The sequence below is a fragment of the Haloarcula pelagica genome (assembly GCF_030127105.1).
GTDB lineage: Archaea > Halobacteriota > Halobacteria > Halobacteriales > Haloarculaceae > Haloarcula > Haloarcula pelagica.
Map to the genome: position 1 here is coordinate 151337 of NZ_CP126162.1, position 21280 is coordinate 172616.

Annotated in this window: 21 protein-coding genes; 6 read left to right on the forward strand and 15 right to left on the reverse strand. The window is 65.9% G+C overall.

Annotated elements, in window-relative coordinates:
* Positions 1-59 precede the first annotated feature (59 nt).
* The gene (locus P1L40_RS19445; RefSeq protein WP_284011465.1) at positions 60-1052 is read left to right on the forward strand and encodes a DUF4397 domain-containing protein; all 993 of its coding nucleotides are present in this window, start codon (positions 60-62) and stop codon (positions 1050-1052) included.
* Between the two features lie 281 nt (positions 1053-1333).
* Here the strand turns inward: P1L40_RS19445 and P1L40_RS19450 are convergent, their stop codons facing one another.
* The 6 genes from P1L40_RS19450 to P1L40_RS19475 all read right to left on the reverse strand — a co-directional run bounded on the left by P1L40_RS19450 (position 1334) and on the right by P1L40_RS19475 (position 7043).
* Positions 1334-2266, reverse strand: coding sequence for a bile acid:sodium symporter family protein (locus P1L40_RS19450; RefSeq protein ID WP_284011466.1), 933 nt, complete (start codon positions 2264-2266; stop codon positions 1334-1336).
* 57 nt (positions 2267-2323) lie between these two features.
* Complete coding sequence (locus P1L40_RS19455; protein WP_284011467.1) at positions 2324-3205, reverse strand: bile acid:sodium symporter family protein; 882 nt, start codon at positions 3203-3205, stop codon at positions 2324-2326.
* 6 nt (positions 3206-3211) lie between these two features.
* A complete protein-coding gene (locus P1L40_RS19460) occupies positions 3212-3439 on the reverse strand; it encodes a hypothetical protein (protein WP_284011468.1) in 228 nt (75 codons plus the stop codon).
* 154 nt (positions 3440-3593) lie between these two features.
* The gene (locus P1L40_RS19465; protein WP_284011469.1) at positions 3594-4607 is read right to left on the reverse strand and encodes an AI-2E family transporter; all 1014 of its coding nucleotides are present in this window, start codon (positions 4605-4607) and stop codon (positions 3594-3596) included.
* Between the two features lie 158 nt (positions 4608-4765).
* Entirely contained in the window at positions 4766-5872 is a 1107-nt protein-coding gene (locus tag P1L40_RS19470; RefSeq protein WP_284011470.1) for a succinylglutamate desuccinylase/aspartoacylase family protein, read from the reverse strand.
* Between the two features lie 130 nt (positions 5873-6002).
* The gene (locus tag P1L40_RS19475) at positions 6003-7043 is read right to left on the reverse strand and encodes a DUF8173 domain-containing protein (protein WP_284011471.1); all 1041 of its coding nucleotides are present in this window, start codon (positions 7041-7043) and stop codon (positions 6003-6005) included.
* A 646-nt stretch (positions 7044-7689) separates the two neighbouring features.
* On the opposite strand from P1L40_RS19475, the gene P1L40_RS19480 reads away from it, so the two are divergent.
* A complete protein-coding gene (locus P1L40_RS19480) occupies positions 7690-9651 on the forward strand; it encodes an ester cyclase (protein ID WP_284011472.1) in 1962 nt (653 codons plus the stop codon).
* Between the two features lie 144 nt (positions 9652-9795).
* Here the strand turns inward: P1L40_RS19480 and P1L40_RS19485 are convergent, their stop codons facing one another.
* The 6 genes from P1L40_RS19485 to P1L40_RS19510 all read right to left on the reverse strand — a co-directional run bounded on the left by P1L40_RS19485 (position 9796) and on the right by P1L40_RS19510 (position 13709).
* Complete coding sequence (locus P1L40_RS19485; protein WP_284011473.1) at positions 9796-10470, reverse strand: phospholipase D family protein; 675 nt, start codon at positions 10468-10470, stop codon at positions 9796-9798.
* Between the two features lie 69 nt (positions 10471-10539).
* Positions 10540-11316, reverse strand: coding sequence for a metallophosphoesterase (locus P1L40_RS19490; RefSeq protein ID WP_284011474.1), 777 nt, complete (start codon positions 11314-11316; stop codon positions 10540-10542).
* Between the two features lie 241 nt (positions 11317-11557).
* Positions 11558-12220 (reverse strand): DUF2238 domain-containing protein, encoded by a 663-nt coding sequence (locus tag P1L40_RS19495; protein WP_284011475.1) that lies wholly within the window; start codon positions 12218-12220, stop codon positions 11558-11560.
* The gene (locus P1L40_RS19500) at positions 12217-12804 is read right to left on the reverse strand and encodes a hypothetical protein (protein WP_284011476.1); all 588 of its coding nucleotides are present in this window, start codon (positions 12802-12804) and stop codon (positions 12217-12219) included. Before P1L40_RS19500 ends, P1L40_RS19495 begins: the two co-directional genes overlap by 4 nt.
* A 50-nt stretch (positions 12805-12854) precedes the next feature.
* Positions 12855-13310: an LURP-one-related/scramblase family protein gene (locus P1L40_RS19505; protein WP_284011477.1), complete on the reverse strand. Its 456-nt coding sequence runs from the start codon at positions 13308-13310 to the stop codon at positions 12855-12857.
* Between the two features lie 228 nt (positions 13311-13538).
* On the reverse strand, positions 13539-13709 hold the full coding sequence (locus P1L40_RS19510) for a hypothetical protein (protein ID WP_284011478.1): 171 nt from the start codon (positions 13707-13709) through the stop codon (positions 13539-13541).
* Positions 13710-13994: 285 nt separating this feature from the next.
* Here P1L40_RS19510 and P1L40_RS19515 point away from each other — a divergent pair, with 285 nt between their 5' ends.
* Positions 13995-14603, forward strand: coding sequence for an HdeD family acid-resistance protein (locus tag P1L40_RS19515; protein ID WP_284011479.1), 609 nt, complete (start codon positions 13995-13997; stop codon positions 14601-14603).
* Positions 14604-14694: 91 nt separating this feature from the next.
* Here the strand turns inward: P1L40_RS19515 and P1L40_RS19520 are convergent, their stop codons facing one another.
* Positions 14695-15246 carry a VIT1/CCC1 transporter family protein gene (locus P1L40_RS19520; protein WP_284011480.1) on the reverse strand — a complete coding sequence of 184 codons (552 nt, stop codon included), beginning with the start codon at positions 15244-15246 and terminating at the stop codon, positions 14695-14697.
* A 193-nt stretch (positions 15247-15439) separates the two neighbouring features.
* On the opposite strand from P1L40_RS19520, the gene P1L40_RS19525 reads away from it, so the two are divergent.
* Entirely contained in the window at positions 15440-15868 is a 429-nt protein-coding gene (locus tag P1L40_RS19525) for a universal stress protein (protein WP_284011481.1), read from the forward strand.
* A gap of 298 nt (positions 15869-16166) precedes the next feature.
* On the opposite strand, the gene P1L40_RS19530 is transcribed toward P1L40_RS19525, so the two are convergent.
* Together P1L40_RS19530 and P1L40_RS19535 are read right to left on the reverse strand one after the other, a co-directional pair.
* Positions 16167-17120 carry an AEC family transporter gene (locus tag P1L40_RS19530; protein ID WP_284011482.1) on the reverse strand — a complete coding sequence of 318 codons (954 nt, stop codon included), beginning with the start codon at positions 17118-17120 and terminating at the stop codon, positions 16167-16169.
* A gap of 161 nt (positions 17121-17281) precedes the next feature.
* Entirely contained in the window at positions 17282-18184 is a 903-nt protein-coding gene (locus P1L40_RS19535; protein WP_284011483.1) for a GAF domain-containing protein, read from the reverse strand.
* A gap of 382 nt (positions 18185-18566) precedes the next feature.
* Between P1L40_RS19535 and P1L40_RS19540 the strand changes: the two genes are divergently transcribed.
* Both P1L40_RS19540 and P1L40_RS19545 read left to right on the forward strand, forming a co-directional pair.
* Positions 18567-19343: an IclR family transcriptional regulator gene (locus P1L40_RS19540; RefSeq protein WP_284011484.1), complete on the forward strand. Its 777-nt coding sequence runs from the start codon at positions 18567-18569 to the stop codon at positions 19341-19343.
* Positions 19344-19798: 455 nt separating this feature from the next.
* On the forward strand, positions 19799-21202 hold the full coding sequence (locus P1L40_RS19545; protein ID WP_284011485.1) for a substrate-binding protein: 1404 nt from the start codon (positions 19799-19801) through the stop codon (positions 21200-21202).
* The last annotated feature ends 78 nt before the right edge of the window (positions 21203-21280 follow it).

Sequence of the window (21280 nt, forward strand, 5' to 3'; positions counted from 1 at the left end):
CACGTTTCCCGAAAATTGCGACGGTATAACAAAGATTGGGCTGTGCCACGGGATGCAACGTGCAGACATCGAAACCAAACAGCAGCAAGCTGACAGCGGTACTGCTCTCGGTCGTACTCGTCGGGAGTACACTGGCGCTTGGCGGAGTCGCAGCGATCCAAGAAGAGCCGATGCCGGACGAAAGCGACCAAGACCCACAGCAAACAACGTATCTCAGAGTGGCCCACGCCTCGCCGGACGCACCACCGGTCGACGTACTCGTCGAGAACGAGACCGTCCTCGCTGAAGTTCCGTTCGGTGTCGTCAGCGACTACCTGACGCTCGAAGCGGGGACGTACAACGTGAGCATCGTGGCGGCCGAGGACCCGGACACCGTCGTGTTCGAGGGCGAAGTCACTCTCGACCCCCGGACCGTCACCACGCTGGCCGCGAGCGGCGAGATCAGCGAGGACGCTGAGACGGCCTTCGAGCCGGTCGCCTTCGGTGACACCGCGTTCACGCCAGCCGAGAACGAGAGCGCCGTTAGTATCGTCCACCTCGCGCCGGACGCGCCCGCGGTCGACGTGACGACCGCCGACGGTGAGGTCGTCCTCGCCGACAACGTGAGCTTCCAGAACGCGTCCGACTACGTGACCGTGCCGGCGGGTAATTACACCGCCGAGATTCGACCGGCGACGGAAGGTAACAACGGGACGGTCGTCACCACTGTCGACCTCTCCCTGGACAACGGGACGGCACACTCCGCACTGGCCGTCGGCTATCTGGAGCCCGACGAAGCGCCAGCCGACACCCCCTTCGAGGTCATCCTGACGGAGGACGCAACCACTACGGTCCAACTACCGTCCGAGGAGATGCCGCCCGAGGAACCGACTGAAGAACCAACGGAAGAACCGACCGAGGAGCCAACGGAAGAACCGACCGAGGAGCCGACTGAGGAACCGACCGAACAGCCAACCGAAGAACCAACCGAGGAGCCGACTGAGGAACCGACCGAACAGCCAACCGAAGAACCGACCGAACAGCCAACCGAAGAACCGACCGAGAACGTATAGATAACTACCCGTACGGAGACGGCGGATTCGTCCCGTTCGGGCGTCCGAGGCCGCCGACCGTGGTCAGGTCAGCGGGCCTCGTTTTCCCGGCGTTCACCGTCTGGCGTAGCGCCAGCCACGGCCACCTAGAGCGGCGCGGTGGTGCTGCGCTGTGTCGGCGCTCCGACCCAGACCCCGACAGGGTGCTGTTCACTTCTCCGACGACCGATCGGCACTTCCCCGGGTGACCTGGCCTCACTGCTCGCATTCCCCGGCGGGCACACGGGGACGCACCGGGCTGTTCAGCCCGTCACCTCGCCGCCCGATTCAGTCTCACCGGAGAGCGGATGCCGTCGCCAGTACCAGGTGACGAGCAGTGACACGACGAGCATGACGACGGCGAACGCGACGATGCTTGCGTCCGCCTCGGTGGCCGGGAACGCGCCGGTCGCGATAAACAGCGCGATGTTGACGTTGCGCCCGGCCGTCCCGAGCGCGAGGATTCGTCGGTTTTCGGCTGTCGGACCGCCCGTGAACCAGCCGACGAGGATAGTCAGGAGCACGAACAGTGTCATCACGAACAAGGCACCGGTCCCGAACAGCGCCGTGACCACGCGCAGTGCGCCACCGAAGTCCAGGGCGACGACGGCGACGAGCGCGCCGAGCAACGCCACGTTGGCCAGGCGCGTGAGTCGTCTCGCGGCGGCGTCCGCGAGCGCCGGTCGTCTGTCCCCGACGACGCCGCCGGCGACCAGCGGGAGCACGAGCACGACGAGCAACGGGACGAGAAACCGCCAGGGCGCGAACCGGGTAGAGAGGTCGAGGAGCGCGAGCGTGCCAGCGACGAGCACCGGCACGGTCACCGTTGCGACGATGGTCAAGGCGGCGGTCAGCCGGACGGCCTCGTGTGAGTTCACGCCCGTTATGGCGACCAACTGCGGGATGAAGGGAGCGCCGGGTGCGACTGCGACGAGCAACAGTCCGACGCGGATCGAGTTCGGGAGGGCGAACACGGCCCCGAGCAGGACTGCGAACAGCGGGACAGCGAGCAGGTTCGCGAGAACCCACCGCGAGACGAGGTTGTACTCGCGGATCGTCCTGCGGACATCACCCCGCGTCAGTTGGGTCCCCATCGCGGCCATCACGGCGACGATGGAGACGGTGGCGAGAAGCCCCTGGAGGCGGCCGAGGACGAAGCCCAGCGCGTCGACCGCGTCGGCGGGGGCTACCGGCACAGTTATTTACTCGCGATCGAGCGTCGGTCGCGTTCGCCCCCCACGAACCGAGCGGCCTCAATCGTCATAGGTCGCCTCCTCCCCCATCGGGGCCGGTTCGGCCCGCTCGGTGCGCTTGCCGAGTTCGCCGGCGACGACGATGAGCAGGCCCATCAGCGTCGCGCCGACGACGAGCATCACCACCACGTTCGGGTCCTCGAAGTTCGCGGCACCGACGACGAGGGCGGCGGAGACGTTGCGCTGGGCGGTGCCGAGGCCGACCACCGGTCTGGTGCCCTCGCTCGGTCCGCCCAGCAGCCACCCGACGCCGAGCGATCCGACGATGAGCACGGCGAACGCGAGCAACGCACCCGTCCCGATCACGCTGATCAGGGTCTGGAAGTTGAGGACCAGCATGAGCACCACCAGGAAGACGAGCGCGGTCGAAGAAACCTGATTGATGATCGGTTGCCAGCTCGCGGCTGTATCGGCGTAGCGGGCCTTCACGAACAGACCGACCGCCAGCGGGAGGAGCATCAGGACGACGAGCGAACTCGCGATCTCGACCGGATCGACCTGCACACCGGGCAGGAGAAAGGGGAGCACGATCGGCACGTACGCCACCGTCACCACCATCAACAGCACCATCAGCCCGACGCCGAAGGCCACGTCGGCCTTCGCCATCTCGACGAGTTTCGGCAGGAACGGCGCGCCGGCGGCCGTCGCCAGCAGGATCAGCCCGATCGACTGGGCGTCGCTGAGCGGGATCACGAGGAGGATCGCGTACGCGAGTAGTGGCACGAGAACGAAGTTGGCCAGCAGCGCCTTTCCGACCAGCGCGAGGTCCCGCAGCGGGTCGAGAATCTGCCCGACGGTGAGGTTCAGCCCCATCGCGAGCATGCTGGTCACGACGAACACAAGCACCGACAGCGTGGCGAGTGATTCGAGGATGACGGCCACCGTCGGTCACCCCCCGGAGACGACACGCGGCACGTCACACGAGCCGTCGATCACCGACCACTGCGGCCCGTAGAACCGAGGGCGGCCCCAGCGATCGACGCCGGCGTCGACGTTGCTGTCCGCGTACCGTGTGTCGCTGTGCCGCGTCCCGCGGGAGAGGATCTGCTGGAACCCGTACAGGGACGCGTCTTCGGCGAGCGCTTCGAGTCGCAGTGTGGTGCTTGTGAGTGCCATGGTCAGGGCCTCTCGACCGAGATTGCCACCAGTGGGAGAAATATAGGCATTCCTATACTTTGTTAGTCGTCACGTAGCTCCGGTAGGCCACACACGGCTCTCGATACTGTCACATTATTCGGCCCCGTGACGCACTCGGGCAGCGGACCGGTGGTCAGTGCGCCCGTTCCTCGCCTAACAGCTCGACGAGTTCCTTGCAGAGACCGATCAGTACCGGTCCGACGAAGAGACCGAGGAACCCGAACACTGCGACGCCGCCGAAGATGCCGAGGACGAGCAGCCCCGGGTTGAGGCGCGCGCCACGTTGCATCGCCAGCGGACGGACCACGTTGTCGGACCCACTGATGACGACGCTCCCGTACACCAGCAGTCCCACCGCCGCTGGAATACGACCCACGGCGAAGAGATAGCCCATCGCGGGGAGCCAGACTACGGACGCGCCGATCACCGGAAGCAGCGACAGGGCGAACGTGACCACACCCCAGAAGATGATGTTGTCGAATCCGATGACCAGAAAGCCAAAGACGGTCAGTATCGCCTGGACACCGGCGACGACGACGTTGCCCACGACCGCTGCCCACAGGAGATCGTCGATCCGTCCGAGCAGTTCGTCGGCCACCGCCGGATCGAGCGGGGCCGCCGCCCGGAGCCAATCGACCAGATCGTCACCGTCCCGCAGCAGATAGAAGAACGAAAACAGGAAGACGACGGACCCGACCAGGAACGCCGGGATGGTGCCCAGCGCTCCGGCGAGGTTCCCGATGAGGCCCCGGAACCCCGCCTCGGCGGCTCTGGCGAGCGGCCCGGCCAGCGCCGGAAGGTCGACTTCGGGGCCGATCCACCGCCGAAAGAGGGCCTCGACAGCCGCGATGTCCGGAAGCGAAGCGTGCTGGAGCACTGATACGGCCTGTTCGAGAGCGACCACGACGATGAGAAAGAGCGGCACGAGAACGACCGCGCCCGTCGCGACCATCGTCAGAAGGGCGGCGACGGTCGACCAGACACGGTTCGAGAGCCGGTCGTGTACCGGTTCGACGAGGTACGCGAGCAGCCCCGCCGCCAGCACGAACTGCAGGAACGGGAGTACGAGGGCGATCGACAACACCCCGACACCCAGGAGGAGCACTCTGAGGAAGGATATCGAGGCCGAGTCGTCGTCTCCGATCATCACAGGTGCCCCGTCGTTCTCCCCCGCGTTGCTGGATCGCGTCCACACCGGCCGGTTCGGTTCATCACTGTCCTACCGACAGCGTGGCGAGCGGGTCGGCCGGTGCTTCCGTGTGGATCGCTGACATCGGTCAGGGGGTCTGAAGTGTCGCTCGCGGTTCACTCCCCGGGGCGGTCCCTCAAGAGCGGTTCGGCCAGCTGCTCGCCCATCTTCCCCATCCAGTGGAAGGTGCCGTGCCTGGCGAACCCGACATCCTCGTAGGCCGCCCGGACGAGTTCGCGGTCCTCGTCGTCGATCTCGACCAGGTGGACGAGCGGGTGCCCCGGCAGGACGCGCGGGTTCGCCAGGATGCCCGCGAGGAACCCGTCGAACGGCGCCTCGACGACGTGTTCCTCCGTTCTGAAGTGATCGGAGACGACGCAGATCGTCTCGCCCTCGTCGACGATGGGGAGGGGACCCCACTTCATCTCGACGAGGCCGCCGTGGTCGGCCCGAATCCACTTCTTCTGGTCCTCGCTGGTGAGGACCTTCTGTAACTCCGGCCGGCTGGGCTCGGCCTCGGGGTGCATCTCGTAGGCCGCCAGGACGTTCTCGACGGCCTGGACCCCGAGGTCGATGAGCATCGGCTGGAAGCGGTTAGCCTCGCCCATCTCCACGGTGACGATGGGTGTGCCCCGTTCTGTCGCGACCCGACGGAGCATCCCGGAGCTCCCGGCGCCCGAGATGACGAGCGGGATCCCCGCGGCGTCGACGAGTCGCTGGATGCCCGCGTCGTCCATGTCGGCGCGCCCGTGGAAGACGGTCATCCGGTTGCGTGTCGACGTGTGGAAGTCCAGGCCGATGTCGCACTTGCTGACGAAACGATCCCAGATGATCCGCGCCATCCGAGACGCGGTCGACCCGCTCTCGCTCCCCGGGAACGACCGGTTGAGGTCCTGATCGTAGATGGGGAGGTAGCGCTGCTGGGCGATGTAGCCCGGGACGTTCACGACGTGCAAGCAGACGATTGTACCGTGGAGATCGGCCGGCTCGTAGCGGTCGGCGACCTCCTGGAGTACTTTCACGCCGTTGACCTCGTCCCCGTGAAGGGCAGCACTCAGGCACAGGCGGGGGCCGGCGTGCTCGCCGTTGATGATCGTCACCGGGATCTCGACCGGGCGGCCGAGATACGTCTCGCCGACCTCGTACTGGAGGTGTCTGGTCTCGCCGGGATCGACCTCCGCGTCGTAGCGGAACGGACGTGGGGTGTCGTGGTGGGAACTCATGTGTATCGCTGGTCCGTCGTCGGACCGGAGCCGTGAGAACTGTATGCGTCCGGCAGCCCTTTGTTATGCCACTGGAACCGGCCGACCGACCGAGCCAGGCCGGAACAATGTCGACTTACCGGGCGCCGGCTCAGTCGCCGTCCGAGCCGCTCCTGGCCCCTGTGCTTCGAGAGTCCCCCTCCCGTTCGGTTCGTTGATACGAACCGTAGGCGAGCCGTGAGAGCCCGCCGAGCCCGAGGAGGAGGACGACAGCCTCGACGATCTGTCCCAGTATCGGGAGTACCGCCAGGAGACCGACCGCGACCGTCCCGACGAGCAGCCCTGCCCACCGGTTCTCGACACGGCGGACCTCGATGTCGAGTGCGGCCAGGAGCCGAGCGCCGACACCGAGCAGCCACAAGCCGGCCGCGAACCGGCCGTAGACGGCACCGATCCACCAGAGGACGAGGTAGACGGCGGTCCCAGCGAGCGCCAGCGGGATGCCGAACAGGCTCAGGCCCAACAGTAACAGCACGATCGGGACGACGAGCACGACGGCGAGACCGGCCCCGCCAGTCCTGACCGGATCACCGACACTCAGGTCGGCCACTCGCCGCGAAAATCGCGGCAGGACACCGACCACCACGAGCCCCAGGAGGAGTGTCGCGAGCTGCCAGTAGGCGTCGATGAAGGAGATCCCTTGCCACCGGAACGGGCTGAGCTGTCCCGGGGCGATGGGGACGGCCGCCGCTCGGGCGGGTCCGGCGTCCCGTGGAGTATCGACAGCCCCCGACGACGTTGTCGGTTGGGCGGCTGGCTCCTCCCCTCTGAGGGTGGTCGCGTTCCCTTCGAAGGCGAAAAGCACGCGGCTCGCGTTGACGGTGCCGACGACCTCGCCACGGTAGGCGAACTCCCCGAACGGCACGGCGGGACCCACGTCGAAGGTCCCGTCGAGGTCCGACGCGCCGGTACTCGTATCTAGGCGCCCTTCGGCCGTCCCGGTGAGTTGGAACCAGCCTGCCACCACGACGAGATCACCTGTGAGGGCCGCCTGGAGGGATAGCTCCGTCGTCATCGGCTCCTGCTGTGCCGGCGCCGTCGTCGTCTCCGCACCGATCGGGCCAGCGGTGCTCGCGAGAACGAGCGTCAGGAGGACGAACGCGGTGACGATCCGGGCTATCGCGGTCGTCATCAGTGCCGGATCGCCTCCGAGGACAGACATGTTTGCGGCCACCCGAGATTCGTCCCGCCCGCACGGGACTGGGCGTGGCGCCCCGCCTCTCGGTGGCCGTGGGCGTGGTCTCGGACCGAACGGGCTGTCTTTCGCTGCGAACTCATAGGTGGACGCTGGGATCGCTCGTGGTCGGTGCCACGGCGAACGGTGAGTGCAACGCCACGGCCGGCCTTTGTTATCGTGCGAGAACCGGCGGGTCGTTCGAGTAACGCCGGCCTATGTGGTCTGGCCACCGAGTCGTAAGCCGCCCTCCCGTCGCCGAGGCCGGCGTCTGTGTCCCATGAACGAACGGCCAGCAGCCGTCCGGTCCGGTAGCAGATCAGCCAGGCCTGCACTGCGCCGCGTCTGTCGCTCCCGGGAAGTACGCCGTCATTCACCCGGGTCAGTGCCTGCTAACAAAGGGGCCGGGTACTCGTGTCTCTACGTGGTCCGGCGTCGGGTCCCGACGCCGAGTCACGCGAGAGCGACAGAACCCGAACATGAGAGCCAAGAGAAGCGACTGGCGTCGAGCCCGCCGTCCCAGGAGTGCAGTCGTTTGTGGCCGCTCCGCGCCACATCCGTGCCGGCCGACCGTCTTCGCCGGCCGGGGTCCGCAGGTGGTTCGATGAGCGACGGAACCGAACGGCCGTCGGTCGCGATCGCTTGTCAGGGGGGCGGCAGCCACACCGCGTTCACCGCGGGCGTGCTCGACCGCCTGCTCTCGGAGGAGCGCCTGGAGTACGACATCGTCGGGCTCAGCGGTACGTCCGGCGGCGCAATCTGTGCCTTCGCCGCCTGGTTCGGTCTGGCGAGCGAGGACCGCGAGACGGCACGACGGCTACTGGCAACGATCTGGGACGATCTCGAAGCCGAGGGACTGTTCGACGCGTTGGTGAACGCCATCGGCGTCGCGACGGTCCGTGCACACGGCCTCGGTCTGCCCTTGCCGAACGTGAGTCCGTACGCCACCCCCGGGTCGGACTGGGGACGGAAGGTCCTCCGCGAGACGCTGGAAGACGCGATCGATCCGGCCGAGCTCGCCGCAGTGAGAGAGCGGTCGGAACCAGTTCCGCCCCGACTCGAAATCGGGGCCGTGGATGTCCAGCGCGGATCGTTCAAGAGTTTCACCGAGCGTGAGGTGAGCCACGACGCCGTCCTGGCCTCGGCCGCGGTGCCGAACCTCTTCCAGGCCGCGCCGGTGAGCCAGCCCGACGGGACGACCCGCTGGTACTGGGACGGCTTGTTCTCACAGAACCCGCCGCTGGGGAACCTCTTTCGTGACTCGCCGAGCCGGCTCGACCGTGCCGACGAGCTGTGGATCGTCCAGATCAACCCCCAGCGTGAGGAGTCGATCCCGACCGACCTCGACGGGATCGCCGACCGGCGAAACGAACTCGGCGGGAACCTCTCGGTGAACCAAGAACTCCGATTCCTCCGATTGCTCAACGAGTGGCACGCCAGGGGTGCACTCCAGGAGGTCTACCGGCCGGTCGAAGTGAAGACGATCAACCTGGAGGAGTCCGTCGCCTCGCCGGACCGACCGTTCGACTACGCGACCAAGCTCGACCGGGCGCCACGGTTCCTCGAACGGCTCCGGGAGCACGGCCGCGAGCAGGCCGCCCGGTTTCTCGCGACCGAACGGGACCGGCGGCGGGTTCGCGCGTCCGTAGAGACGGGATGGGCGAGGAAGCGTGAGTTCGACCTCGAAGCGTGGACTGTCCCGGAGTTCGAGGCGCACTTGCCCGCCAGCCTGGCGCGACTCGACAGCTCTCTCCGGGGGGAGTCGGAACAGAGACCGGGCGGGCTGGACATCGAAGCGATCGTCGAGTTCGGCACCCGGTTTCGGGAAGCGATCCCCGACCTCCAGTTCCACGTCGACGAACTCGTCGCCGAACCGGACGGGGTCGCCACGCGCTGGACCGCAAGCGGGACCCACACCGAGCCGCTGCTCGACATCGAGCCGACAGGGAGGACCGTCACCCTGTCCGGCATGCGGATGGATACGCTCCGGAACGGACGACTCGCCGAAACGTGGCTCCTCACCGAGCAGTGGAGTCTGCTTCGCCAACTCCGGGACACAGAGGCGGCTACGCCGGTGCCCACGATGGGGCGCATCACCGCGACACCGGTGGTCACGCAACTCTCCGCACCGGCCGAGAACGAGGAACTGGCCCGGGCCGTGGCCGGTTCGGTCTGGACCGAGGGCGACCGAGCGGTGCTCGACCGGGTCCTCGACCCGGACGCCGTCCTCTATCTCGACGCGACGGCGGACCTGGTCGGCCACGATGCGTTCTGGGCGTTCGTCTCCCGGTACCGGGACGCGTTCCCAGATCTACGAGTGACCATCGAGGATATCGTCTCCGAAGGGGACAAGATCGCCGTCCGACAGCGGTTGCGCGGGACTCACGAGGGCCCCATTTTCGGGGTCGGCGCGACCGGGTCGCAGGTCGACGTGGGTCGGATGGTGCTCCACCACATCGACGACGGCCGGATCGTCGAGACGGGGATCGTCGAGGACACGCTGGGCCTCCTCCGGCAACTCGGTGTCCGGGACGAGGTCGTCGAACCGTCGGACACCCCTCAATGAGCAGTGCGGTCCCGAGCGCGGGCGGGAACGCCACAGAGATCGCCTGTGGCGGCCAGTCCGGTTCGTCCAGATGGACCGCGACCGCAACGGCAGTCGTGACCGGGAGCCAGTCGACAGCCCAGCCGAGAGCGGCCGTCCACGGCGTCACGCACCCCGCCACGGCTCGTCGTCGCCACCGTCGACATCGACCAGCGGTTCCCAATCGGCCGTCGTCGGCCGCTCGCCGAACGGCAGCCAGCCCCGGACCATCGACGGGATGTTGATGCGCCCCTTCGAGAGCCACGTCTTCGTCGTCCGTCGGAGCCGGGTGACGCGGGCGAGGTCCGCCTGGGTGACGGGCTCGCAGGGGTGGAGAAAGGCGAGCACCCACGCGAGGTGGGTCTGGAAGATCGGGTCCTCGGGGTCGTCGGGGGCGTAGTACCAGGCGAGTTCGAGGTTCTTCCCGAGACCGTCCCACGTGAGGTTCGCCGACCCGGAGACGAGTGCGGGCTGGTCGCCGGCTCGGAGGTAGAGCTTCGGGTGGATGAACCCGTCCCGGTAGGTGAGGAGGTGGATGCGGTCGTCGATGTCGAGCTCCCAGAGTGCGGTGGCGACGAGCCGGGAGAACTGGTCGGCGCCGGTCGCGACGACGACGTACAGCTCGTTGTCGGGCGACCGAGCGAGGAACTCGACGAGTGCCGGGCGGATCGTGAGGAACCCGGACCAGGTGAAATAACCGGTGGTGAGGTAGATGGTACCGTCCGCTTCGAACAACCGCAGGACGGCCTCGGCGACGAGCCGACCCGTGATGCGGTTGTCGAACAGCCCTTGTTCGACCATCGTGCCAGAGCTACGCCGGCACGGGGCAAAAAGTATGGAGTGCGTTCACCGCCGGACGGAGGTACGTCGTCAGCCGAGGCGTTCGTCCGCGCCCGAATCACGGTATCGGTAGAGTTCGAGGACACCGTCTTCGACCAGGAGGTACGTGTTGTGGACCGGTGCAGTCGACTTCCAGGACCCGGGATTCGCGGCGACGTTGTCGTGGTGGACGTACGGACTGTGGGTGTGCCCGTAGACGAGCTTGTGTTCCGCGATCGAGTCGAGAAACGCGTGTGCCCGGCGCTGCCGGCGTGAGTAGCGGCCCGCGTCGACGCCGGCGAAGGTGCCGACGAGCGGGAGCGCTCGGAGCCCCCGGTGCCCGCGCTTGACCGCTTCTCTGAGTGTCGCGACGAGGGGGTCTTTGCGCCCGCTCGTCGGATCGATGTCGCCGCGGTCGCCGGGGCCGGACAGGCGCTCGGAGAGCGCGTCGAACTGGAGGCGGTCGAACGCGTTCCCGTGGACGAACCGGATGGTCGTCTCGGCCTGTTCGAGGACGTAGTCGTCGAGAAACGCGACATCGTACCGCGAGTCGTCGAGGCCGCCGAGGTACGTGTCGTGGTTCCCGAGCAGGAGACGCACGGGGATGGACTCGGCGATGGTCTGGAGTCGATCGATAGTGTCGGCCGACTCCCAGGCGACGCCGAACGGGTCGCGCCGGATCATGTCCCAGACATCACCCAGGAGCACCAGCTCCGTCACGGCCTCGTGTTCGGACAGGAGGCTGTCGAGGAATCCGTTGAACGCCTCGGCGTCCGCGTTCTCGGCCCCCAGGTGGACATCCCCCGCGACGGCGATCGGTCCCGTCACTGATCTCGCGACCGGCTCCCTGTGACTGTCGATCGGTCGGTTTCGACGGCGCTCGTGTCGGGTTCGTGACCCGCTGTCGGCGGCTCGTGTCGGCAGTTCGTGCCGACGCTCTCTCGCATCGTAACGGGATGTAGGGGGTGAGCGTGTTAATATTCTTCCCCCGCTGGCGCCGGAGACAGGCCAGGCTCACGAGGCGCCTCTCACCGGAACGGTGGGAGCGGTCCGAGACGTGCCGTATCGGTCAGTCAGCACGCCGTGACATGAGCCGGTCGGTCAGTTGGTCGATCAGTCCCGACAGATAGGCCGTCCCGCCCGCCGCGACGAGGACGGCCCCCAGCGTGTTGAACACGAGATCGAGCAGCGTGTCCTGGAGGCCGAACTGAGTGAGGACGGGGTCGATGCCGAGCACGATCGAGCCTACCCCGATGCAGTATTCGACGAGTTCCCACACGACGCCGGCAGCCATCACGAACAACAACAGGTAGACGAACAGGAACCGCGACGGAAACGTGTTGTACTCGGACTGGGCCTCCATGACGCGGGCTGCCGTGTACCCCACCGCCGCGACGACGGTCGACGAGAGGGTGTGTGTGAGGTGATCCCACCACCACACGCGGGTGTAGGCGGTCCCACCGAAAAGCCCGAACGGCACTAGCCCGAGCGCGTGCAGAAACACGGCGGCCGTGACCCACAGCGTGAGGCCGACATCGAGCGTGATCCGGAAGTTCCGTTCGAGGATCGCTGGCAACTGCGTTATCAGGAGCGCGAACACGGCGTTGAGCGCGACCCGGACGTTGCGGTCCCAGAGCCCGGCGAGTGCGATCCCGACGAGACACGCCTGCATCAGACGAACCAGTCCGGCCTCCTGTCGCTTCGAGAGACCGAGTCGAGTCCGGACGCTCACGGCGAGACGCCTCCCTCGTCGACGACCGGGAGAGTCCGGCGGGCGAACCACTCGAACCCGAGGCCGATGACCAGCCCAGCGGCGGTTTTCACTGACAGCGAGAGCATCAATTCGTCGCCGGTCTCGACGAATGGGGTTCCAAAGAGGAGGTGTGCGCCCCACGCAAACACCGCCCAGAAGCCCGCGAACCCCACCGTGGCGACGACGACGAAGAACGCCGAGAAGCCGGTCGACATCCGAACTGGCGTCACCAGATGGAGGTCGACGACGACCGCCAGTGCGAACGTCGCCAGCGTGACGGCGGCCGCGACATCCGCGAGGGGGGCAGCGCCGACCGCGACGACGTGGGCCGGCAGCGTCACGACGAACACCAGCGGCCAGACGAACGTGCGTCGCCAGGTCCCGGGCGGGCGCGAGGGCACCGCCGCAACGAGGACGAGCAGGCCGATTCCGGCCGCACGGAGCGGGGTGCCGCCCAGGAGTGCGACCAGTCCTGCCGCTGTCGCGAGGCCGAGAAGCGTCCACGTGGCAAACGCGTTGGCCCGGCGGTCGCGAACGAGCCAGCGCGTCCTGAGTTTCGGCATACGTCTCTCACCCGCGGTCGGTCCGGACATCCGGCCGCCCGGCCCTGCCGTCAGATCGTGTCGATAGCGGCCGCGACCGCGAGGAGAAAGGCGTCGTCCTCGCCCGGCATCACCTCGACGCCGTAAGTGTCCCGGATCCGGAACCACCGTTTCGAGACGGTGGCGACCGGCGTCCCTCGGCGGCTGATCGAGTACTCGTGATCGACGATGTTGCCCCGGACCTGTAACGGCGGTTCCCCGACAACGTCGATATCGAAGCGGTCTCGGAGCGGTGTCACGAGCGCCTTCTGGATCGTCGCGACCCGTTTCCCGTCCCGCTCGATCACCATCGTGTCCTTGAGCCGGAGGACACGCTGCTGGACTCGGTACCTGGTCTGTCCCGCCTGGTCGGTGATCTGGATGGTGTTGCGCAGCCTGAGCGCTTTGCCGTCGACCCGGAACGCCGGTTCGCCCGCCGCCGTCTCGATGACGAAGTCCTTCCCGAACGTGACGAGTCGCTCCCGCATCTTGTACCGTGTTGCTCCGCCGGCCGCTCTGCGCCGTTCCGCCCGCCGCTGCCGTCGTCGCGGACTCACTGTGGGATCCCTGCCATGCGTCGTCTAGCGAGAGCGACGCTCTTTGTTACACGCGGCGTGTCACGCGGTCACACTGCCTTACCGGTCGCAAGCCTCAGACGGTTCGACGCGGAGGACGCACCGCTGAGCCGACGGTAGTGGCCCGGACACGTGGAAGCGTCAGGCGGGGAGCGAGATCACGACCTGGTGGTCGTCGCCCTCCGTCGTCGAATGGCCACAGAAGGGACAGTACTCGTAGGCGTGGACACCTGGCTTGACGTTGTACCCGTCGGTGGTCTCACAGTCGATTCTGGTCGTGGCACCCGTGCCATCGGCCGCTGTGTTGATCATTACCATGGGAAGGACGTTGACGGGTATAAACCTATCCTTTCTCGCGGTATCGACCGCCATTCCGTACGGACGGCGTGACTCGATCACGGCCGGTTCGATACGGACCGCGCGCCGCGATCGAGCGCCGGTCACGGGTAAGCCGAGCCTGGCCGCGGTACGGTTGGCCAACCGACTGCAATCGGGCGATCAGTCGTCACTACGGGGTGAGAGAACCGAACGTATGTGGCGACGGGATCTCGAATACCGTTATTCGGCCGGCGAATCTACGTCCGAGGTGACAAAACGATGAGCACAGATCCACCGTCGACGACAGCGACCCGTCCGGCCGAACGACAGCGCGATTCACGATACCTCGTCGGTGCCGGACTCGTAATCGCAGTCCTTGGCATCGTCGCGATACTGGCCCCGCTCGTCACCGGACTCGGGCTCTCGCTCGCCTTCGGGACGCTGCTCGTCGTGGGCGGACTCGCCCACGTCGCACACGCGTTCAGGGCGCGTGGCTGGGTGGGGTCGTTCTGGCAGGTACTGCTGGCGATCGTCTACACGCTAGCGGGGGTTGCGCTGCTGGCGAACCCCGTTTTCGGACTGACGACGCTGACCGCACTCCTCATCGTGTACCTCGCCGTTTCGGGCCTCTTCGAACTGGTGATCGGGGTGAAGATGCGCCCGGACTCCCAGTGGGGCGGGTTCATCGTCAGCGGCGTCGTCACGATGGCCCTGGCGGGGCTGCTCTGGGCCGGGTTCCCCAGCAACGCCGATTGGGCGGTTGGTCTCCTGTTCGGGATCAGCCTCCTGACGACCGGGCTCGCGCTCGTCTCCGCCGGGTACTTCGGTCGAGACGCTTCAGCGGCGGAGAGCGGAGAGACAGCCGAACGCAGCCCACGGAGCGGCTAAGCGATGGCCGTCCGCGGACCGACGACGACGGACGGTCTCGGACCCGACGGGTACGTCAGTCTCATCGGTCGAGCGGCAGCGAGAGGCGATGTCACGCGACACCCCCGAGGAGGTTGCCGACAGTGTAGGCGACGACAGCGGCGGCCATCCCGACCACGAACATCTCCGCCCCGTTGACGTACCACCGCCGGCTCGTCACGAGACTTCGGCTCGCCCCGACAGCGAAGAACGCGAACGCGGTGAACGCGATCGAGAGTGGAAACGTCGGTCGTAGTTCGAAGATGTACGGGATCAGCGGCGCCCAGCCAGCGACGACGAACGCGAGGAACGTGACGAACGCAGTTCGGCGCGGTGACTTGCCATCGGTCGGTTCACTCGGCCGGTCCCGGTCGTTCGCGCGGACGGATCGTTGGTAGTCGAGCTCCGACCGACGGCTGAGATAGTTGCTCATCCCCATCGAGAACCCGTCAGCAAAGAGGTTTGCAGCGCCAAGGACCAGGACGATAGAGGGGTTCAGTGCGGCCCCTGCGACGCCGGAGACGACCGCGAACGTCGTCACGATCCCGTCGTTCGCCCCGTAGATCACTTCGGCGAGGTACCGCCCCGAGGATTCGACATCGTCGCCCAGGAGGAGTTCGATCATGCCTACAGGAGTGTTCGTTCGCCTCGATTATATTTCTCGCCGACCGTTCGTTGCCCAGCGGGAGACGCATCCCACTCCACTGTAGCGCGGGCCGAACGCACAGCCCCGTCGCGAACAGGTCCGAGCGGCCACGAGAACTGTAGACTGGAGTTGCGGCGGTAGCGACTTCACGCGCCCGTTCGTACGGACGGTCATGGGAGAACGCGTTCTCGTCCCGTTCGACGGCTCACCCCTCTCACGGAGCGCGCTCGGGCGAGCCATCACGAGGCACGCGGACGACCGGATCACCGCTCTCTACGTCATCGATCCGATGCACGCCGTGTACGAAGCGGAGGCAGAGGGGCTGCCCGCGGCACGCGCGTGGTCCGACCGGATGCGAGAACGGGCCGAGGAGATCTGTGCCGACGCGACGGCGGAGGCCGCCGACCACGGGTGTGAAATCACGACGGCCATCGAGATCGGACGCCCCGCCCGCAGTATTCTGGACTACGCGGACGAACACGACATCGAGCACATACTCATGGGAAGTCACGGTCGCGAGGGCGTTTCGCGCCTCGTTCTTGGGAGCGTCGCAGAGCGTGTAGTTCGAGGGGCCCCGATACCGGTGACGATCGTTCGATAGGGCAGGCTTTGGGTCCGGGACTAGCGCTCCGCCGAAGAGAGCCAGAGGACGGCCGAGAGTGTTCGACCGCTGTCGTCTCACCTCGGGAAGATGGGGATAGATCGAACTAGCGAGTGGAATATCTCCGGTAGGTGTGGCTATATCTGTCTCATATACCCTTCGATAGGGCAGTCCTGTTGCGATCGGTGGTCGAGTCGGTCCGCTTGTCCGCGGGTTCACGCCGTATCCGAGGACACGCAGTCACCCGGGGAGCGTGGCCCAAACTGTCGGCGACCGTGGAGAGCCGAACTGAACGCGGTCAGAGGACGCTCCCGGACTGGAGAAGCGCGACCAGAACGGTCAGGACCGCGATCCCCGCGACAGTCGTCACGAAGATAGTGGTGCTCAGGTACTCTGGGGCCGTGAGCCCGTCCACGACGCTGCCGTCGGCGTATTCGATGGTCAGCGCGAGGGGGATGACGGCCGCAGGGGTGGCACACTCCAGGATGAACACGCGGGCGACGGTGGGGTCCGCAAAGTCCAGCGCGAACGCGATGCCGACCCCGACCACTGGGGCGACCCCGAGTTTCAACACTGACGGAGTAATCGTCCGGGATACCGCAGACACGTCGGTGTCTGCCAACTGGACCCCCAGTATCAGGAGCATGATCGGTATCGAGGAGTCGCCGACGAGAGCCAACGTGTCCATGACGGCGGTGTTCGTCGCCGGCACCGCTCCCCAGGCGCGCACGAGGACCGCCGCGACGACGGCGTACACCAGCGGCAGTTTGAATATCTCCTTGGCAGCACCCAGGGCACTCCTGTCTGTCCCTCGGGACGCGATGTACACGCCGAGCGTGTACACGAGCAGGTTCTGGATCGTGAGATAGAGGACCGCAGTGGTCCGACCGACGGCACCGAACGCGAACTCCGAGAGCGGAATGCCGATGAACCCGGAGTTGGGGATGGCCGCAGCGAGCATCAGCGCGCCCAGCAGCGGTCCCGACTCACCCGTCAGTCGGCCGGCGACCCAGGCGACGCCGATCATGACCAGCGCGTACGCGACGACGCCGACGCCGAGTTTGAGGACGGCAGCGCCACCCAGTTCGGTCGTCGCGATGCTGTGGAACGCGAGCACCGGGACCAGCACGTAAAGCCCGACCGTGTTCAGCGACGTAACGTCGACATCGGTCGTCCGCGTCAGCAGATAGCCCACGGCCGAAATCGCGAGGATCGGACCGACAGCACCGGTGAAGGCAGTGGTCAGCGACATCCGTGGTTACCACACCCCTGGACGGCCTGCGGGCGCTGAGAGCACGTGACACTCCGGACGGAAACTGGGCGACATCTAACTCCTCTCTCACTGTCGTCTCTTATCAAAGTACTCATCGAGTGCGGACGGACAGTTATCGGGGCGCCTCGAACCACGCTCCGTCAGACCGCTCGCGACCGCTTCACCCAGCCGATACGTGTGATCGCCTCCGCGCCGAGCTGAGCGAGGAGTCCAGCGGCTTCGAGGTCGTGGTCGGCGAAGGCGTCGACCACGACATCACCGGCACTGAGGACGCCGTGTTCGCCGATCGGGACGTACAGCCCCGACTGGAGTTCGCCGCGGTTGTGGTCGTCCTCGGTCATCTCGTGGTCGGCGTGGAGTTCGGGTTCGCCCGTCCGGAACGTCCGTGCCGCCGGCGTCTCCTCCTCGACGGAGTAGTCGGGACGATCACCGGCCCGTTCGAGACACTCCTCGGTCGCGACGACCGTCTCCAACCGCCTGTTGTTGGTGTCGCTCAGGCGGATGGTGGTGTTGACCAGCCCGAGGATGTTCTTCGCGGCGTCCGCGAGGATCTCCGCAACGTCCTGTCTCGTGCTGACGGAGCGGAGTTCCTGGCTCGTCTGTCGAAGCACCTCGATGCGTTGCTCCCTGCGTTTTACGTCCGTGATGTCCTGGACAGTTCCGTACAAGAAGGGGTCTCCGTCCGTCGAGCGCCCTGGGGTACAGTGCATACGGACCGAGTGACTGATCGTCCCCGCTCCGGCGAGCGTCGCGTCGACCGTGAACCCGTCCGAACCGGCGACCGCTCGATTGAATCGGTCGATAACCGCTGTCTCGTCGGCGTCCGTATAGTGAGCGACGAGGTCAGCGAACGAGTACCGCCGTTCCGGGTCGACGCCGTGGACTCGCTTGGCCTGGCGACTCCACACCGTCTCCTCGGTCGAGATATCGTGGAACCAGACGCCGATACCGGTGAGTTGCTCGACGCTGGACAGCAGTTCCTGGCGGTGATCCTCGTGTAACGATTCGATAGCTTGGTCGTCGGCCTGTGGAGAGTCACGCATGCGTATGTGACTCGTTGTCGGAGACATCACTAAATCCTTTCGTCCAGTGAGTCGAGCCCGTGTCCGAACCGCCGAGAGTACCGTCGCTCCGTCGGAAACCCAGCGGTGGGCTGTTGATCACCACGTAAGGAAGACCCACTGTCTGCGTCCTCAGCCACGAACACCGGGGTGGATCGGACGACGAACCGGACGCCAGTCGCAGTCGGATGAAGTGTCAGACTGCGAATTATATCGGCAGTGACGGTACTCGACCCGCAGGTCGTCGTGCTCGCCCGCTGTCGAGCCGAGCGACAATCATTCACATAATGTAAATAAAAACGGGGAGCTGCCGCCGATTCGCATTATGAAAACAATTATACGGATCCCCTATCATCTTTGATGTATGATTCAGGACATCAACGGTCGAACACTCAAGACGACTGAGCAATCACTGCGGATTCTGTCGCTGATTCTCGAACACGACGGCCTCACGCTCGCAGAGCTCGACGAGATGGTCGACAGTCCGAAGAGTTCGGTCCTCAGTCACCTCAACACGCTCTTGGAAAGCCGCTATCTGGTCAAGGAGGAGGGAAGATACTTCGTGAGTTTCAGAGTGGCGCTGCTGGGTGAGAAGGCCCGATACCGGTACCCAGACGAGGGGCACGTCAAAACAGTCATCGACGAGTTGGCGGAGACGACCGGGGAGGAGGCGAACTTCACGGTCTTCGAACACGGTCGGCTCCTGATGTTCTACGGCACATCCGGTCACGCGGCGACCAGTGAGACCGACTTCGACTACCGCTCTGAGTACTATCTCCACGATACGGCGGCCGGAAAGGCCATCCTGTCGGAGCTCGACACCGAGAGAGTCGAACGAATCCTCGATACGTGGGGGCTGCCCCGGGAGTCCGAGGCGACGATCACGGACCGGGACGCGCTGTTCGACGCTCTCGAAGCGACTGCCGACCGCGGTTACGGGGTCGTCGACGAGGAGTTCGCGCCCGGACTCGTCGCCATCGGAGCGCCGGTCCACGCAGCCGATGGGACCATCCTGGGTGGTATCAGTGTCGGCGGGCCGAAGTACCGGGTCGACAGCGTCCGCGTCGACCACGAACTGGCGGAGCATCTGCTCGACGCCGTGGGATCGCTGGAGTCGGCCCTCCAGTCGAAGCGCGAGTAGCATGGACTAACGCTCGTACAGGTGTTACGGGGACGCTTTCGGTGAGCCGGCCACTGCGGACGAGCGGGTACCGCCCGCATCGTAGCACTAACAGATGTACATATGGTAGTTTACTCGCCGGAGGGCGCCAGCGATATCCCACATCAGCAGTTATCGCATAATGCGAACGCTCCGTCTCTCGGAGTTCGTGACCCGTGTCTGCGGCCCTGAGCGAGAGATATGTGAACTGCTCTCGTACCACGATGATCGTCGATTCGCATTATGCGAATTATTGTCCGTGTCGTGGATTCGATTCGTCGTTCAACGGCCGGCATCTCGGCTGCCAGCACAGCGCTGTCCATAATGATCGAAAGTAAACAATTACGCGGAACGGCGGCGATAGCACATACAACATGGTTAATTCACCAGAAGTTTTAAATAGTTTATTCTCGGACATTCTCACGGACGTACCAATCATGACTGAACGCGCAGACCAGACAGACCAGTCCAGGCGAAAGTATCTCAAAACGGTCGGAGCCGCCGGCGCCCTCGTCGGCCTCGCAGGGTGTGGCGGGGACGGCGGCAGTGGTGGCGGTAGCGGTGGTGGCAGCAGCGGTGACAGCGGCGGCGGCAGCGGTGGTGGCGAAAACGAGTATGCTGCCATCGGGAACTTCCCGCCGGAAGGTAACACGGTGTCGATCGGGTTCAACGGGCCGACTTCGGGTGCACTGGGTCCAGACGGGCAGGACCAGGAGAAAGGGTTCGACCTCGCGGTCAAGCATCTCAACGACGGCGGCGGTCTCGTCGATTACTGGGATCGGTTGGAGGGCGGCGGAATACTGGGATCCCAGGTCGAGCCGACCAAAGCCGACACCGCGGGAAGCGCCGATACCGCGCAGGACAACATCGACCGGATGATCCAGCGCGACAACATCCAGTTCTGGACCGGTGGCATGTCAAGCACGGTGACCATGGCGATGCAGAACGTCGCCCAGCGCGAGAAAGTGCCGTTCATGGGTGGGAACTCCACCTCGGCGGGTATCTCCGGGGAGAACTGTTCGCGGTACTACTTCCACCCGACGTTCCACGCCGAGATCATCGGGATGGCGATGGGCGAGGCCGCCCCCTCCGTCCTCGGGGAGGACCGGTCGCTGTTCCACATCTACATGGACTACTCCTACGGGCAGTCCAACCGCGACGCCGCCCGCAAGTACCTCACCGAACAGGGTCCGTGGGAGGACGCTGGCGGCGCCGCCATCGCAGAGGGAGAAACCGACCACAGTTCCCAGATTCAGGCGCTGGAAGACTCCGGCGCCGACACGCTGTACTTCTCCAGTTTCGGCAACTTCGCGGCCAGCGGGCTCGCACAACTGCGCGACGCCGGACTGACCGACGACATCGATGTCATCATCCCCCACGTCAGCGCGTTCACCCTGGACCCCCTCGGCGCGGACGCCGAAGGGGTCCTCGGCATGGAGCCGTGGAACCCCAACGCGGACAACGAGGCCAGTCAGGTCTTCGTCGAGTCCTACCAGCAGGAGTACGACGAGACGCCCAACCAGAGTTCGTTGCACACCTACGAGTCGATGATGGTGTACGCGGCCGCCGTCGAGGAGGCCGGGACGTTCCATCCGCCGACGGTCGTCAGGACTCTCGAAGAGTTCGAGTGGAGCCTCGCCTGGGGCGATTCGACCTACCGCGAGTGTGACCACCAGGTCGAGCGACCGTGGTACCTCGTGCAGGGTGTCGGCGACGACCGGGCCGAGGAACTCGGGATCCGCACCGAGATCGTCGAGACGACGGACCCGCTCGTCTACGAGTGTGACTCGTTCCCGGCGTCGAACTGCGCGATGAGCGAGAACGCCTACGGGGACGAGTAAGACGAGGCAGTCGGGCTGGGTCGTACGCGACGAGCACGCTATCCCTGAGTCACCCCGTCACCAGGGACCGCCAGAGCC

Coding starts and splice junctions, on each gene's coding strand:
- P1L40_RS19460 (WP_284011468.1), bottom strand. CDS start 3,439: ATGGCACTCACAAGCACCACACTGCGACTCGAAGCGCTCGCCGAAGAC.
- P1L40_RS19465 (WP_284011469.1), bottom strand. CDS start 4,607: ATGATCGGAGACGACGACTCGGCCTCGATATCCTTCCTCAGAGTGCTC.
- P1L40_RS19470 (WP_284011470.1), bottom strand. CDS start 5,872: ATGAGTTCCCACCACGACACCCCACGTCCGTTCCGCTACGACGCGGAG.
- P1L40_RS19475 (WP_284011471.1), bottom strand. CDS start 7,043: ATGACGACCGCGATAGCCCGGATCGTCACCGCGTTCGTCCTCCTGACG.
- P1L40_RS19480 (WP_284011472.1), top strand. CDS start 7,690: ATGAGCGACGGAACCGAACGGCCGTCGGTCGCGATCGCTTGTCAGGGG.
- P1L40_RS19485 (WP_284011473.1), bottom strand. CDS start 10,470: ATGGTCGAACAAGGGCTGTTCGACAACCGCATCACGGGTCGGCTCGTC.
- P1L40_RS19500 (WP_284011476.1), bottom strand. CDS start 12,804: ATGCCGAAACTCAGGACGCGCTGGCTCGTTCGCGACCGCCGGGCCAAC.
- P1L40_RS19505 (WP_284011477.1), bottom strand. CDS start 13,310: ATGCGGGAGCGACTCGTCACGTTCGGGAAGGACTTCGTCATCGAGACG.
- P1L40_RS19510 (WP_284011478.1), bottom strand. CDS start 13,709: ATGATCAACACAGCGGCCGATGGCACGGGTGCCACGACCAGAATCGAC.
- P1L40_RS19515 (WP_284011479.1), top strand. CDS start 13,995: ATGAGCACAGATCCACCGTCGACGACAGCGACCCGTCCGGCCGAACGA.
- P1L40_RS19520 (WP_284011480.1), bottom strand. CDS start 15,246: ATGATCGAACTCCTCCTGGGCGACGATGTCGAATCCTCGGGGCGGTAC.
- P1L40_RS19525 (WP_284011481.1), top strand. CDS start 15,440: ATGGGAGAACGCGTTCTCGTCCCGTTCGACGGCTCACCCCTCTCACGG.
- P1L40_RS19530 (WP_284011482.1), bottom strand. CDS start 17,120: ATGTCGCTGACCACTGCCTTCACCGGTGCTGTCGGTCCGATCCTCGCG.
- P1L40_RS19535 (WP_284011483.1), bottom strand. CDS start 18,184: ATGCGTGACTCTCCACAGGCCGACGACCAAGCTATCGAATCGTTACAC.
- P1L40_RS19540 (WP_284011484.1), top strand. CDS start 18,567: ATGATTCAGGACATCAACGGTCGAACACTCAAGACGACTGAGCAATCA.
- P1L40_RS19545 (WP_284011485.1), top strand. CDS start 19,799: ATGACTGAACGCGCAGACCAGACAGACCAGTCCAGGCGAAAGTATCTC.